The 13,694-nt window shown below is 65.3% G+C and carries 13 protein-coding genes; 1 reads left to right on the top strand and 12 read right to left on the bottom strand.

All coding sequences use genetic code 11. The features are described 5' to 3' along the window. Positions 1 to 53: 53 nt before the first annotated feature. The 8 genes from ACEN2S_RS15845 to ACEN2S_RS15880 all read right to left on the bottom strand — a co-directional run bounded on the left by ACEN2S_RS15845 (position 54) and on the right by ACEN2S_RS15880 (position 7,353). Positions 54 to 497 carry a TerB family tellurite resistance protein gene (locus ACEN2S_RS15845; protein ID WP_441867629.1) on the bottom strand — a complete coding sequence of 148 codons (444 nt, stop codon included), beginning with the start codon at positions 495 to 497 and terminating at the stop codon, positions 54 to 56. Between the two features lie 229 nt (positions 498 to 726). Continuing rightward, positions 727 to 1,020 carry a DUF1330 domain-containing protein gene (locus ACEN2S_RS15850; RefSeq protein ID WP_441867631.1) on the bottom strand — a complete coding sequence of 98 codons (294 nt, stop codon included), beginning with the start codon at positions 1,018 to 1,020 and terminating at the stop codon, positions 727 to 729. Between the two features lie 42 nt (positions 1,021 to 1,062). Continuing rightward, on the bottom strand, positions 1,063 to 1,983 hold the full coding sequence (locus tag ACEN2S_RS15855; protein ID WP_441867633.1) for a PhzF family phenazine biosynthesis protein: 921 nt from the start codon (positions 1,981 to 1,983) through the stop codon (positions 1,063 to 1,065). 87 nt (positions 1,984 to 2,070) lie between these two features. Continuing rightward, positions 2,071 to 2,997 (bottom strand): polyphosphate kinase 2, encoded by a 927-nt coding sequence (gene ppk2 / locus ACEN2S_RS15860; RefSeq protein ID WP_441867635.1) that lies wholly within the window; start codon positions 2,995 to 2,997, stop codon positions 2,071 to 2,073. Between the two features lie 135 nt (positions 2,998 to 3,132). Beyond that, on the bottom strand, positions 3,133 to 4,776 hold the full coding sequence (locus tag ACEN2S_RS15865) for a CTP synthase (protein WP_441867637.1): 1,644 nt from the start codon (positions 4,774 to 4,776) through the stop codon (positions 3,133 to 3,135). A gap of 245 nt (positions 4,777 to 5,021) precedes the next feature. Continuing rightward, on the bottom strand, positions 5,022 to 5,384 hold the full coding sequence (secG, locus tag ACEN2S_RS15870) for a preprotein translocase subunit SecG (protein ID WP_441867639.1): 363 nt from the start codon (positions 5,382 to 5,384) through the stop codon (positions 5,022 to 5,024). A gap of 225 nt (positions 5,385 to 5,609) precedes the next feature. Further along, a complete protein-coding gene (gene purU, locus ACEN2S_RS15875; protein ID WP_441867641.1) occupies positions 5,610 to 6,494 on the bottom strand; it encodes a formyltetrahydrofolate deformylase in 885 nt (294 codons plus the stop codon). Positions 6,495 to 7,029: 535 nt separating this feature from the next. Beyond that, the gene (locus ACEN2S_RS15880) at positions 7,030 to 7,353 is read right to left on the bottom strand and encodes a 2Fe-2S iron-sulfur cluster-binding protein (protein ID WP_441867643.1); all 324 of its coding nucleotides are present in this window, start codon (positions 7,351 to 7,353) and stop codon (positions 7,030 to 7,032) included. Between the two features lie 237 nt (positions 7,354 to 7,590). Here ACEN2S_RS15880 and ACEN2S_RS15885 point away from each other — a divergent pair, with 237 nt between their 5' ends. Then, a complete protein-coding gene (locus ACEN2S_RS15885; protein ID WP_441867645.1) occupies positions 7,591 to 8,172 on the top strand; it encodes a peptidoglycan-binding domain-containing protein in 582 nt (193 codons plus the stop codon). Between the two features lie 263 nt (positions 8,173 to 8,435). Here the strand turns inward: ACEN2S_RS15885 and ACEN2S_RS15890 are convergent, their stop codons facing one another. The 4 genes from ACEN2S_RS15890 to gor all read right to left on the bottom strand — a co-directional run bounded on the left by ACEN2S_RS15890 (position 8,436) and on the right by gor (position 13,692). After that, positions 8,436 to 9,929 carry a DegQ family serine endoprotease gene (locus ACEN2S_RS15890; protein ID WP_441867647.1) on the bottom strand — a complete coding sequence of 498 codons (1,494 nt, stop codon included), beginning with the start codon at positions 9,927 to 9,929 and terminating at the stop codon, positions 8,436 to 8,438. A 269-nt stretch (positions 9,930 to 10,198) separates the two neighbouring features. Then, positions 10,199 to 11,098, bottom strand: a complete 900-nt coding sequence (hflC, locus tag ACEN2S_RS15895; RefSeq protein WP_441867649.1) for a protease modulator HflC — start codon at positions 11,096 to 11,098, stop codon at positions 10,199 to 10,201. After that, positions 11,098 to 12,273, bottom strand: a complete 1,176-nt coding sequence (gene hflK, locus ACEN2S_RS15900; RefSeq protein WP_441867651.1) for an FtsH protease activity modulator HflK — start codon at positions 12,271 to 12,273, stop codon at positions 11,098 to 11,100. The genes hflC and hflK overlap by 1 nt, the downstream gene beginning before the upstream one ends. 57 nt (positions 12,274 to 12,330) lie before the next feature. Beyond that, positions 12,331 to 13,692, bottom strand: a complete 1,362-nt coding sequence (gor, locus tag ACEN2S_RS15905) for a glutathione-disulfide reductase (RefSeq protein ID WP_441867653.1) — start codon at positions 13,690 to 13,692, stop codon at positions 12,331 to 12,333. Positions 13,693 to 13,694: the final 2 nt, after the last annotated feature.

A 13,694-nucleotide genomic window follows, 5' to 3' on the forward strand; every position in this document is an offset into this window, starting at 1 on the left:
CCGCTGAACGGGGCAGCGCTGCTGTAACCGCCCCGTCGGCGTTGACTCACGAATCAATCACGCCGCGCCTGTACCCTTTGCCGCGCGAGGGCGGAATCGCGGTCGTTCACCCCCAGTAGGTTGGCGGCAAGGCGGATCAGCGCCTCTTCCTGCGCATCGCGGATGCCATCGGCCAGCGCCACATCCCACAAGGCCTCGACCACGCTGGCGCGGTCCTCATAGGCGATCTTGTCCTTCAGCGCGCGGGTGAAGCGGACCGTGTCGGGGGCTTCTGCCTCGACCGCTTCGGCGCGGTGGCGCAGATCGCCCGCTTCGTCGACGCTGAGGCCACGGCGGCGCGCCAGAACCCGGTCAATCCGGGCCTTCTCGGCGATGGTGTAAGTGTCATCCGCGCGGGCCAGCCGCACAAGCAGCGCCGCCAGCGCCAGTTCGGCGTCGGGGGCGGTCAGGGGATGCGGGGCGGGGCCGACCAACGCGGCAAGGAATTGTTTCAGCATGGAGCAAGGATAGGCCCCGGCGCGCAAAAGGGAAAGCCGCAGCACGGAGGCGTGATCGCCGGGGCGGGGGCGTGCTGTCCTGCGGGTTTCGCCGCGCGCCGCGCCCCTGAGGCACATGCTTGCGGCCCGTGCTTGCCGAGGCCGTGCTTGTGGCGCCTGCTTGCTGACACGCGTGATCTCTGATCGGCCGGTCTCTCTCAGGGACCGCGTGGTTGAACACGGTGGGGGCTCAGCCCTCCCAGCCCTCGACAATCGCCACATCGGCCGTGCTGACGGGCTGGCGCAGCGCGAGGGCGGCCTGATACTCGGGGCTCTGGTAGCAGGCGCGGGCGGTGGCAAGATCGGCAAACTCGATCACCACACTGCGCGGGCGCATTTCGCCCTCGACCAGCTCTTGCGCACCGCCCCGCACGAGGAAACGCGCGCCATATTTGGCGAAAGCCGCGGCATTGGCGGCGCGGTAGGCCTCATAGGCGGTCGGGTCGTCGATCGTCACATGGGCGATCCAATAGGCTTTCGGCATAGGATGTCCTTCAGGGATAGGGTGTTTCGGCCGCCTGGCGGTTCAGCGGTGCGGCAGGGCGGTGATGAAGCCCTGACTGATGGGCACCGCCGCCCCCGCCACCCGCACCACGCGCAGACCCGCAGCGTCTTGCTCTACCGTCAGAGAGATCCGGCTGGCGCGGCCCATCTCGATCCCCTGATGCAGGGTAAAGCGCATCTCGGGCGCGGTCAGCACCCCGGCGGCGCGCAGTTGCGCCGCGAGAATGGCGCTGGCCGAGCCGGTGGCCGGATCCTCGGGAATGCCGTCGCCGGGGGCAAACATGCGGGCGTGAAAACTGTCCGGGCTTTCCTGAGCATAGAGATAGGCCGCGCCCACCCCGGCCGCCTCCATCAGCGCCGACCAATGCGGCTCGATCGGGCGGGCGCGGGCGAGGGCGGCACGGTTGGCCAGCGGCAGATAGAGAAAGGCCGGGCCGCCCTGCCAGATGCCGGGGCGGTGGCTGGTAAAGCCCAGCTCGCCCGGCGCCAGATCGAGCGCGGCGGCGATCAGCTCGGGGCGCAGCGCCGCCCCCTCATAGCCGGGCAGGGCGTGGGGCAGGACGGGGGCGACAAATTCTCCGGTGACCTTGCCCGCGCGGCGCTGCACGGCGACGGGGACCAGCCCCGCCACCTCCTCCAGCGTGACCAGCATGTCGAAATCATCCTCATCCGCCGCATGCGCCTTGCAGGCCAGATGCACGGCGCAGCCCAAAGTGGGGTGCCCGGCAAAGGGGATCTCGGCGGTGGGGAAAAAGATGCGCACCTTGGCGCTGTGCGCCGGATCATCGGGCGGCAGCACAAAGATCGTCTCGGAGAGGTTGAACTCACGCGCGATCGTCTGCATCTGCCGGTCGCTCAGCGCCTCGGCCCCCAGCACCACGGCCAAGGGGTTGCCGGTATAGGGCGTGTCGGTGAACACATCGAGCGTGTGGAATTCCAGCATCGGGCCTCTCCTGTCGGTTGTGCAGAGGGTAGGCCCGGTGGGTGGCGGGCCGCAACCATTGTTGCGACCCGCACAGGGACCGGCGGATCAATATTTCGCGGGCACGTAAAGCTCGGGCGGCAGCACGGCGCGCTCATATTTCGGGTTGAACACCCGCTCGGGCAGGCTCACCTCTTCATGCGGCACCGGCCCATAGGGGATCAGTCCCAGAAGATGGTCGATGCAGTTCAGCCGGGCGCGCTTTTTGTCGTTGCCTTCAACGATATACCACGGCGCCTCGGGGATGTTGGTGCGCGCCATCATCTCTTCCTTGGCCTTGGTGTAATTCTCCCAGCGCACGCGGGATTGCAGGTCCATCGGCGACAGCTTCCACTGTTTCATCGGATCATGGATCCGCATGAGAAAGCGCATTTGCTGCTCTTCATCGGTGATCGAGAACCAGTATTTCACCACCCGGATGCCCGACCGCACCAGCATCCGCTCAAATTCCGGCACGTCGTTGAAGAACTGCTCGACCTGATCTTCGGAGGCAAAGCCCATCACCCGCTCAACCCCCGCACGGTTGTACCAGCTGCGGTCAAAGAGCACGATTTCACCGCCCGCCGGCAGATGCGGCACATAGCGCTGGAAATACCATTGCGATTTTTCACGGTCCGACGGGGCGGGCAGGGCCACCACCCGCACCACGCGCGGATTGAGGCGCTGGGTGATCCGCTTGATCACCCCGCCTTTGCCCGCCGAGTCGCGCCCCTCAAAGATCACCACCACCTTTTCCTTGTGATGGCTGACCCAATCCTGCAGCTTGATCAGCTCGGATTGCAGATGGATCAGGCTGTGGAAATAGGTGTGGCGGTCAATCGATTCCGGGTGCTGCGCCTTGTAAATGCGCGAAATTTCCAGGCTGAGCTGGGCATCTTCCAGCTCCAGCTCATAATCCTCATCCAGCGTATCGGCCAGCTCGGCCTCCAGCCAGTCAAGACCGGGGTTGGAGCCGGGGGTGTGGGGGCTGTTCATCGGGGCATCCTCGCGCGCGTGTTCGCCGCCTTAGAACATGGTCCTGTAACGGTGCTGTAACAGCCGCGCGGTGGCGACGAAAAAGGCCGCCCCGGAGGGCGGCCTTGCATTCAGATACCGGGGAGGGCGTCCGGGTCAGACCAGACGGCTCATTTCCTTGGCGGCTTTCACAAAACCGGCAAACAAAGGATGCGGCGCGAAGGGTTTCGACTTCAGCTCCGGGTGGAACTGCACGCCGATGAACCAGGGATGGCCCTTATGCTCGACGATCTCGGGCAGGCGGCCATCGGGCGACATGCCGGAAAACTCCAGCCCGCAGCCTTCCAGCGCCTCGCGGTATTTCACATCCACCTCATAGCGGTGACGGTGACGCTCCTCGATGTCGCAGGTGCCGTAAACCTCGGCCACGCGGCTGCCGTCTTTCAGGCTGGCGGAATAAGCGCCGAGACGCATGGTGCCGCCCTTGTCGTCGTCAAGCTTGCGCTCAACCCGGTGGTTGCCCTGCACCCATTCCTTGAGGTGATAGACGACCGGGGTGAAGCGTTTCTTGCCCGCCTCATGGTCGAATTCCTCGGAACCCGCATCGGTCAGACCGGCGAGGTTGCGCGCGGCTTCGATCACCGCCATCTGCATGCCAAGGCAGATCCCCAGATAGGGAATGCCCTTTTCCCGCGCGAATTGCGCCGCACGGATCTTGCCCTCGGTGCCACGCTCGCCAAAGCCGCCGGGCACCAGAATCGCCTGGAAGCGCTGCAGATGCGGCGCGGGGTCTTCGCGTTCAAAGATCTCGGCGTCGATCCATTCTGCCTTCACCCGCACGCGGTTGGCCATACCGCCATGGGTCAGCGCCTCGGCAATGGATTTATAGGCGTCTTCCAGCTGGACGTATTTGCCAACAATGGCCACGCGGACCTCGCCCTCGGCATTCTCCAGCCGGTCCATCACATCTTCCCAGCGGGTCATGTCGGGCTTCGGTGCGGGCGAGATGCCGAACGCATCCAGCACCGCCTGATCGAGACCCGCGCGGTGATAGGCCAGCGGCGCCTCATAGATGGATTTCAGGTCATAGGCGGGGATCACCGATTCCGGCCGCACGTTGCAGAAGAGGGCGATCTTGGCGCGCTCTTTCTCCGGGATCGGATGCTCGGAGCGGCAGACCAGAACGTCGGGCTGCAGGCCGATCGAGCGGAGTTCCTTGACCGAGTGCTGGGTGGGTTTCGTCTTCAGCTCGCCGGAGGCCGCCAGATAGGGCAGCAGGGTCAGGTGCATGAAGATGCACTGGCCGCGCGGCTTGTCCTGGGCGAATTGGCGGATCGCTTCAAAGAAGGGCAGGCCTTCGATATCGCCGACGGTGCCGCCGATCTCACAGAGCATGAAATCCACCTCATCATCGCCGACATTGATGAAGTCTTTGATCTCATTGGTCACATGCGGAATGACCTGAATGGTCTTGCCGAGGTAGGCACCCTTGCGCTCTTTCTCGAGCACGTTGGAATAGACGCGGCCCGAGGAGATGGAATCGGTCTTGCGCGCCGAGACGCCGGTGAAACGCTCGTAATGGCCAAGATCGAGGTCGGTTTCCGCGCCATCGTCGGTGACGAACACTTCGCCATGTTCAAAGGGCGACATCGTGCCGGGGTCGACGTTCAGATAGGGGTCGAGCTTGCGCAGGCGGACCGAAAAGCCGCGGGCCTGCAACAGGGCACCAAGCGCGGCCGAGGCCAGCCCTTTGCCCAGTGAGGACACCACGCCGCCGGTGATGAAAACATATCTCGCCATGCTGGTGGCTCCCGTGATGGTCAAATTCAATGATTCTGCCGACGCCTTGGCGCCTGCATCACGGGATTTGACAGATAGCAGAAAAGCAAACGGTCCGCAACCGGACCGCAAGCACTGGTTTATATTTTGCTTGGACACCCAAGTGCTTGTGTGCACAGCGCATTACCGGCGGGCCGGATGCAGGGTGGGATGCGGGGCGCGCGCATCTGGGTACAGAGGCGGGCCCCGGCTTTGCCGCTCTGGCCTCAGTTGGCCGGCGGCGGGGTCAGCGGCGCGTCGGTCGAAGCCGGCGGCAGTTCGATATCGGGCGCGGCCGGGGTCACCGGCGCGGTTTCCACCGGAGCCGAGCCGCCCAGACGGTCAACGACCGAGCCACCGGCGCTGTTTTGCGCGGCAATCACCGTCAGCGCGATCGAGGTGCCGATGAAGCAGACGGCGAAAATCCAGGTGAGTTTGGTCAGCGCATTCGCGGCCTGACGGCCCGACATCACGCCGCCGCCACCGCCGCCCCCCATGCCGAGGCCACCGCCTTCGGAGCGCTGCAAAAGCACGACACCGATCAGCAGGAGCGCGAGGATCAGATGGACGATGAGGATGACGTTTTCCATAAATCCTGTAGCCTTGGTTCGGAACTGACGCGCCTATCTAGGCGCAGATGCCGGGCGGCGCAAGGCGTTTTCCGCCGGGGGTGCGGTTTGGGCGCATGTGGGTGGCCAAGCTGTTGGTCGCGGGGGGAAAGGCGGCGCAAAAGGAAAAGGGGGGCGCTGCCCCCCTCGGCCTTGCGGCCTCTCCCCCCGGGATATTTCGAACGAAGCAATGGGATATGTGGTCTCTCAGCCCATGCGTTCGGAGGCGTAGGAACCGGGGCTGGCGGGGAAGACCACGGTCTTGTTGCCGTTCTGGAAGACGCGGTGGTGGATATGCGCATGGATCGCGCGGCTGAGCACCTGCGCCTCGACATCGCGGCCGAGCGAGACGTAGTCTTCGGCGCTTTGCGCATGGGTGATGCGGACGGTGTCCTGCTCGATGATCGGGCCCTCATCAAGGTCGGCGGTGACGTAATGGGCGGTGGCGCCGATCAGTTTCACGCCGCGCTCATAGGCCTGTTTATAGGGGTTGGCGCCTTTGAACGAGGGCAGGAAGGAATGGTGGATGTTGATGATCCGGCCCGACATCTTCTTGCAGATCGCATCCGAGAGCACCTGCATGTAGCGGGCGAGCACCACAAGCTCGGCGCCCGAATCCTCGACCACGGCCATCAGACGGGCTTCGGCTTCGGGTTTGTTCTCCTTGGTCACCTTGATGTGGTGGAAGGGGATATCATGGTTCACCACCACCTTTTGATAGGTCAGGTGGTTGGAGACGACGCCGACAATGTCGATCGGCAGCGCGCCGATGCGCCAGCGGTAGAGCAGGTCGTTCAGGCAATGGCCGAAGTTCGAGACCATCAGCAGGACCTTGGTCCGCTCCAGCCCCGGGGTGATCGCCCATTCCATCTCAAATTCGGTGGCGATGGGGGCAAAGCCCGCAATCAGTTCCTCGGCCTTGGCGCCGGTTTCCGACACGAAGGTGGTGCGGGTGAAGAAATTGCCGGTCAGCGGATCGTCGAATTGTGCGGAATCGGTGATGTTGCAGCCCGCTTCGGCCAGATAGCCGGAGATGGCGGCAACGATGCCGCGGCGCGAGGGGCATTTGACGGTCAGGACATAGGCGGTCATCGGGATTCCTTCACTTCGGTCGGCCGGGGGCCGGTGCGCATTTCACTTGCCGCACCATCGGGCCAGCGGCGCTATCGTGCCAGCCCTGAAACGACCCGCCTGACGCGAAAGGCGACGACATTTCGTCAAGACGCCGCGCGCTTGGGCGGCACAGGTTTCCGATAGTGGAGGCGGGCCGGACGCCGGGGGCGCAGGGTGATGCGCGACGGGCCGCGGCGGGGCGGGCGGGCAGGGGCCTCTGGCCGCAGTGACGACGCGCCGGGCGCCGCACCGGGGGCGCGATGTGAGGGCCGGTTGCGTGGCGTGATCGATGGGGGGAGGGGGAGGCTGAAGGGGCCGGTCGCCCGGGCAGGGGCGCGGTGCGGTCCCCCGGCGCCGCGCTGCGCCGCGATCTGGCGGGACGGCGTTGCGGCCCGGATGCTGTCCGGGTGCAACCGGCCTGCGGCCGGGCAGGCAGCGGGCGAGGGGGGCAGCGTGCGGCTTGGCCGCCTGCCCCTCTCCAATCCTTCGGGGGAGGTTCGTCAGAACCGGCTGGTCAGATCTGCTTCTCGGGCAGGTTGACCACCAGCCCGTCAATCGCATCGGTCACCTTGATCTGGCAGGTCAGCCGCGAGCGGACCGGATCGGGTTTCCAGGCGAAATCGAGCATGTCTTCTTCCATCGAATCCCGGGCGGGCAATTTCTCGACCCAGTCGGGCGCCACATAGACATGGCAGGTCGAACAGGCGCAGGCACCGCCGCAATCGGCATCGATCCCCGGCACGCCATTGTCGCGCGCGCCCTCCATCACGGTCATGCCCGTGCGGACCTCGACGACATGCTCGGTTCCGTTGTGTTCGACATAGGTGATCTTTGCCATGGCTGTGCATCCTCATCGGCTGGGGCAGGGTCGGGCGTCGCGCCGCGGTTCGGAGCAAGACTTAGGATATCATTCCGCCCGGCGCCAGTGGGCTGCGGGCAAAATGCCGTGCGGGCGCGCGGCCGTCAGGGCGGGGGCGCGGGGCAGGGGCGGGCAGGGGCGGGCGGCGGGGCCGCTCTTCCCGTTGCGGCTGCAAGCGGTTAAGGTGGAGCGCTGTCGGGCATTGCGGAGGACTGAATGCGAAGGAAGCTGGGCCGGTACGGGTCGCATGCGGTGACGGCGACGCTTTGCGCGGTGATCGGCGTCGCTCTTTGGCTGCCCGCCCGGGCACAGGCCGAGGAGATGTCGCTTGCCGGGCAGATCGAGCTGAAAGAGCCGACACCGCAGCCCGGCGTCTGCTACGTCATCCAGACCAAACCGGCGGTTTTTGAAACCACCACCGAACAGATCCAGGTCTCGGCCGAGCGGCGCGATCCGAAGACGGGCGAGGTGATCCGCCCGGCGCGCTACCGGACGGAAACCCGGCAACGGATGGTGTCGGCGCGGGTGCCGCAATGGTTCCGCACCCCCTGCCTCGAGCAATTGACCGATGACGGAATCGCCACCTTGCAGCGCGCGTTGCAGGCCCGGGGCGTCTTTCGCGGCGAGATCACCGGGCGTTACGACCGCGCCACGCAGCGGGCGGTGCATGTCTGGCAAAAGGCGCGCGGCCTCGACAGCGGCAAGCTCTCGTTCCAACTGGCGCGCGAATTGGGGCTGGTGCCCTGGGAGACCCCGCCCGAACCGCTGACCGATGTCGGCAAGACGGCCGGCGAGTGATCTGACCCGAGGCATTTTGCCCGCTGATGTCGCCCGCCGCGGCCTCCGCGAGCGCAGGGGACCCTAGGGAGAACAGGGGCCGCCCCAGGATCAGGCGGCCGCCGTAGGATCAGGTGGCCGCGGGGGGAGCAGGCAGCGGCCGGGACCCCCGCACCAGCAGGCGGACCGCGCCGGACCCGCCCCTGCCATTCATCCGCCATCCCACGCAAAAAGGGCGCCCGTGGGGGCGCCCTTTTCCGTGCAGGTCAGGGAGGGCCTGCAGTTTATTGTTCGACGGGCAGCCCGACAAAGCGCGGCTCACCATCGCGGCGGATCAGCAGCAAGAGCGACTTGCGGCCCGCTTCCTTGGTCTCTTTCACGCGGTCGGTCAGGTCCGACAGGCTGGTCACCGGCAGCTGGTTCGCCTCGGTGATCAGATCCCCCGGGCGCAGGCCTTTTTCCCAGGCCGCCGAGCTGTCATCAACCTCTTTGACGATCAGACCCTTGGTGTCCTTCGGCAGGCTCATCTGCTGCGCGATGTCGCTGGTCAGCGGCGCAATGGTCATGCCCAGAAGGTCTTGCTCGCTGTCCTGCGGCTTGGTCACGGCAACCGGCACCGCTTCGCCTTCCGCGGTCTCGCGGCGGCCCAGCGTCACCAGCAGCGTTTGGCTTTTGCCATCGCGCAGCACGGTCACGCGCACCGCTTCGCCCACCGGCGCATCGGCCACACGGCGCACCAGATCGCGGGTGTGTTTCACTTCGCCACCATCAAACGAGGTGATGATATCGCCCGCTTTCATCCCCGCATCCGCCGCCGGACCCTCCGGCACATCGGTGACCATCGCACCTTCCGCCGAGGCGAGGCTCATGGCATCGGCCATATCCTGCGTCACGTCCTGGATTTTCACGCCCAGCCAGCCGCGGCGGGTCTCGCCGAATTTCTGCAGCTGATCAACGACTTTCGACACCACATTCGAGGCCATCGAGAAGCCGATCCCGATCGAGCCGCCGTTCGGCGACAGGATGGCGGTGTTCATGCCGATCACCTGACCGTCCATGTTGAACAGCGGCCCGCCCGAGTTGCCGCGGTTGATGGCGGCATCGGTCTGCAGGTAATCGTCATAGGTGCCCGACAGCTCGCGGTTGCGCGCCGAGACGATCCCGGCGGAAACCGAGAAGCCCTGACCCAGCGGGTTGCCCATGGCCATCACCCAGTCGCCCACACGCGACTCGTCACTGTTGCCAAAGCTGACGAAGGGCAGCGGCTTGTCGCTTTCCACCTTCAGAAGCGCCACGTCGGTCTTCGGATCGGTGCCGATCAGTTTGGCGGGCAGATGCGCGCCCGAGAAGAATTCGATCTCGATGGAATCGGCGTTTTCGATCACGTGGTTGTTGGTGACGATATAGCCGTCTTCCGAGATCACATAGCCCGAGCCGAGTGCGTTGGAATGCTGCGGCTGGTTGTTCCCGCCCTGCGGCCCGCGCAATTCGGGGAACAGATCGCTGAACGGGCTGCCCTCCGGAAACACCGGATTGCCATTCGCCGGGGCGGCGATCGTGGTTGAGGTGGTGATGTTCACCACCGCCGGGCTGACCTTGTCGGCCAGATCGGCAAAGCTTTCCGGGGCGCCACGCGCCGCCGAGGGCGCGACCTGGCCCACCACGAGGGCGATGGCCAGCATGCCTGCCCCCACCATCTGAATGATACCGGTTTGCGGTTTACGGCGCGCCGGAACGCCACGCTTGACCACAGCGCGGAAAATCGCCTGCGAAGTCATTGACTACTCCCTTATCCTGAGGTGCGCGGGGTTCCGCCGAAAGCGTCCTGCGCATGCTCTGGTTTCATACCTTTGCGGCAGTTTGTGCAAATGAAAGCCCATCGCGCCGCGTCACATGGGCGTGAGCCTAACGGGGATTGCGCGCGAGGGGTAAAAAAAGGGCCGGTCCTGACGACCGGCCCCTGGTATTTTTCACCGCCACCCGCGCCACCCGCCCCGGCACCAAGGATGCCGGGATGTGCAGTGTCCGCAGGATGGCAAGATCCTGCTCAGCGGATTGGCACCGTTTCGGTGTCGCCGGTCGGGGCCTGATCGTTCCGCATATATTCAAAGAACTGGCTGTCGGGCTGCATCACGATCTTGGAATTGCCCGATTGCAGCGCCCGCTCATAGGCGGTCAGCGAGCGGGTGAAGGCAAAGAACTCCGGGTCGCGGCCAAAGGCCTCGGCATAGATGCCGTTCCGGGTTGCATCGGCTTCACCGCGGACCACTTCGGCCTGCTTTTGCGCCTCCGAGGTCAGCTCGATCACCGTCCGGTCGGCGGTGGCGCGCACGCGCTGTGCCGCCTCGCCGCCGCGCGCGATCTCATCCGTGGCTTCCCGCTCGCGCTCGGCCCGCATCCGGGCAAAGGTCGAGGCAAGGTTCTGCTTCGGCAGATCGGTGCGCGTCAGCCGCACGTCGATGATCTCCACCCCGATCGAGGCCGATTTGAGGCGGGCCTGGTCACGGATGCGGTTCATCAGCGGCGTGCGGTCATCCGAGAGCACGGTGGTCGAGGGCACGGTCCCCATTACCTCAAAGATCTCGGCATTGATGATCTGGTCGAGCAGACCCCGGGCGCGGGCTTCGCCGCCGGTGCCCACCGCTTCGCGGAATTTCACCACATCGACGATGCGCCAGCGCGCGAATGCATCCACCACCAGACGGCGGTCATCGAGCGGTGTGACCTCCATCGGCTGCGTCGGCAGGCTCAGGATGCGGTCGTCATAGGTGACCACGTCCTGAATGAACGGCAGCTTGAAGGATAGACCCGGCGCTTCCTTGACGGCTTTCACCTGACCGAATTGCAGCACCAGCGCCTTTTCGCGTTCATCGACGATGAACACCGACGACATGCCGACAAAGATCACAGCGGCGACGGCGGGGATCAGAAGTTGCTTGCGAAACATCAGTTGCTCCCCGTGTTGCTGGTGTTGGTGGCGGGCGCCGTCGGCGCACGGTTCAGCTGATCCAGCGGCAGATAGGGCACGACCCCGCCTTCGCCGGTCACCCCGTCGAGGATCACCTTATCCATCCCCGAGAGCACTTTCTCCATGGTTTCGAGATACATCCGGCGACGGGTCACTTCCGGCGCCTTGACGTATTCGGCATAGATCGCGTTGAAGCGGCTGGCTTCACCTTCGGCCTCGTTCACCACCTGGGCGCGGTAGCCTTCGGCCTGTTCCACCAATTGTGCCGCTTTACCGCGCGCGGCGGGCAGCACTTTGTTGGCATAGGCATCGGCTTCCTTCTCCAGCCGGTCGCGCTCTTGCTGCGCGGCCTGCACTTCGCGGAAGCTGTCGATAACTTCGCTCGGCGGGTTGGCGGAACCAAAGTTGATCCGCACCACGCTGATCCCGGCGTTATAGCTGTCGAGCGTGCGCTGCACCGCCAGTTTCAGATCGGCGGTGATCGCGCCCCGGTCGCGGTTCAGGATCGGCGCCAGTTCGCGCCGCGCGATGATGTCGCGCATGGCGGATTCCGACACGGCCCGGATCGTGTCTTCCGGATCGGCGAGGTTAAAGAGATAAAGCTCCGGATCGGCGATGTTCCAGATCACCTGGAAATCCACATCGACGATGTTCTGGTCGCGCGTCAGCATCAGCCCGGAATCGGTCGAGTTTTCCGGCCCGGTGCCAATGTCGGTCGTCCGCTCGCGCGTCACCGGCACGATCTCATGCGTGACCACCGGCCAGGGCGCGAAATTCAGACCCGGCTGGCCGATCTGATAGCTTCTGCCGAACAAAAGCTCGACCGCCAGCTCATCAGGTTTCACCGTGTAAAAGGACGAGAAGGCCCAGACACCCACCGCCGCCAGCACCGCAATGCCGATGGTGCCGCGGTTGAAGGCCGGGCCCGAGGGCAGGCCGGAGCCGCCGTTGCCGCCACCCGGGCCGCGCCGGTCTGCGCCGCCGCGCCCGCCCATCAGGACGCGCAGCTGCTCAGAGCCCTTTTTCATCAACTCATCGATCTCGGGGATCTGCGGGCCTTCACCCGGCCGTTTGCCGGGACGACGCCCGCCCGCATTGCGGTCGTCGTCGTCATTGTTGCCGCCACCGCCGCCCCAGGGACCTCCGTTGCTCATCCGTTCCTCGCTTTTTTATCTACTTCGCTGTGCAGTTGGGCACGAAATTGTGAGATTTCAAGCCGTCCGTGTCGGTTTGCGCATCGTGACCAGCTCTTCTGCCATGGTCGGATGCACCGCGCAGGTGCGGTCAAAATCCTCTTTTGTTGCGCCCATTTTGACCGCAATCCCGGCCAGTTGGATCATTTCGCCCGCTTCAGGTGCGACAATATGGCACCCCAGCACTTTGCGGGTCCGGGCGCAGACCACGAGTTTCATCAGCACTTTATGCGTGCGGCCGGCAAAAGCGGTGCGCATCGGCTTGAACGTGGTCGCATAGACCTCGATCGGGCCTTGGGCGCGGGCCTCTTCCTCGGTCATCCCCACGGTGCCAAGTTCACAGGGCTGCGTGAAGACGGCGGAGGCCACCAGATCGTGGTCGGGCTGGCGCGGTTTGCCGCCAAAGACCGTATCGGCAAAGGCATGACCCTCGCGGATCGCCACCGGGGTCAGGTTGATGCGGTCGGTCAGATCGCCCACGGCATAGATCGAGGGGACCGAGGTCTGGCTCCAGCCATCCACCACCACTTCGCCATTGCGGCCAAGCTGCACGCCCAACGCCTCCAGCCCGAGGCCCTTGCTGTTCGGCTTGCGCCCGGTGGCATAGACCACGGCGCCGAAGACCCGCTCGGTCCCGTCGCTGGCCTTGACCAACACGCCGCCCGCCGCCTTCTCCATCGACACCACATCGGTGCCACACATGAGGTTGACGCCGCCCGCGGTGATCTGCTCGGCCACATGGCCGCGCGCCTCATCGTCAAAGCCGCGCAGGATCTGGCTGCCGCGGTAAAATTGCGTCACCTCCACCCCGAGGCCGTTGAGGATGCAGGCGAATTCGCAGGCGATAAAGCCGCCGCCCACCACCAGCACGCTTTCCGGCAGCCGGTCGAGCTTGAACACCTCATTCGAGGTCAGCGCCAGCGCCGCCCCCGGCACATCGGGCACGAAGGGCCAGCCGCCGGTGGCCAGCAGGATGTGCTTGGCGGTCACCGTGGTGCCATCGGCCAGTGCCACCGTATGCGGATCGGTCAGCGTGGCGCGGCTGTCATAAACCGTCACCCCCGCCGATTTCAGCCCGCCACGATAGGCGGCCTCCAGTCGGTCCAGCTCGGTGTCGAGCCGGGCGCGGAAGGTGCCCCAGTCGAAGCCTGCGGCGATCACATCCCAGCCATAGGCGCGGGCGTCTTCCATCGCGGCGGGATAGGAGGAGGCAAAGACCATCAGCTTTTTCGGCACGCAGCCGCGGATCACGCAGGTGCCGCCCATGCGGTATTCTTCCGCAAGGCCCACCCGCGCCCCATGTTCCGAAGCCGCGATCCGCGCCGCGCGCACGCCGCCCGAGCCGCCGCCGATGACGAAGAGGTCGTAGTCGAAAGTCATGT

The organism is Phaeovulum sp. W22_SRMD_FR3, from assembly GCF_052113705.1.
In the GTDB taxonomy this organism is placed as follows: Bacteria; Pseudomonadota; Alphaproteobacteria; order Rhodobacterales; family Rhodobacteraceae; genus JBGQOG01.

Bases quoted from the DNA above. Each gene is read 5' to 3' on its own strand.
- ACEN2S_RS15890 (WP_441867647.1), bottom strand. From the start codon at position 9,929: ATGACTTCGCAGGCGATTTTCCGCGCTGTGGTCAAGCGTGGCGTTCCG.
- hflC (WP_441867649.1), bottom strand. From the start codon at position 11,098: ATGTTTCGCAAGCAACTTCTGATCCCCGCCGTCGCCGCTGTGATCTTT.
- ACEN2S_RS15880 (WP_441867643.1), bottom strand. From the start codon at position 7,353: ATGGCAAAGATCACCTATGTCGAACACAACGGAACCGAGCATGTCGTC.
- ACEN2S_RS15885 (WP_441867645.1), top strand. From the start codon at position 7,591: ATGCGAAGGAAGCTGGGCCGGTACGGGTCGCATGCGGTGACGGCGACG.
- ACEN2S_RS15850 (WP_441867631.1), bottom strand. From the start codon at position 1,020: ATGCCGAAAGCCTATTGGATCGCCCATGTGACGATCGACGACCCGACC.
- ACEN2S_RS15855 (WP_441867633.1), bottom strand. From the start codon at position 1,983: ATGCTGGAATTCCACACGCTCGATGTGTTCACCGACACGCCCTATACC.
- ACEN2S_RS15865 (WP_441867637.1), bottom strand. From the start codon at position 4,776: ATGGCGAGATATGTTTTCATCACCGGCGGCGTGGTGTCCTCACTGGGC.
- ACEN2S_RS15845 (WP_441867629.1), bottom strand. From the start codon at position 497: ATGCTGAAACAATTCCTTGCCGCGTTGGTCGGCCCCGCCCCGCATCCC.
- ppk2 (WP_441867635.1), bottom strand. From the start codon at position 2,997: ATGAACAGCCCCCACACCCCCGGCTCCAACCCCGGTCTTGACTGGCTG.
- gor (WP_441867653.1), bottom strand. From the start codon at position 13,692: ATGACTTTCGACTACGACCTCTTCGTCATCGGCGGCGGCTCGGGCGGC.
- purU (WP_441867641.1), bottom strand. From the start codon at position 6,494: ATGACCGCCTATGTCCTGACCGTCAAATGCCCCTCGCGCCGCGGCATC.
- secG (WP_441867639.1), bottom strand. From the start codon at position 5,384: ATGGAAAACGTCATCCTCATCGTCCATCTGATCCTCGCGCTCCTGCTG.
- hflK (WP_441867651.1), bottom strand. From the start codon at position 12,273: ATGAGCAACGGAGGTCCCTGGGGCGGCGGTGGCGGCAACAATGACGAC.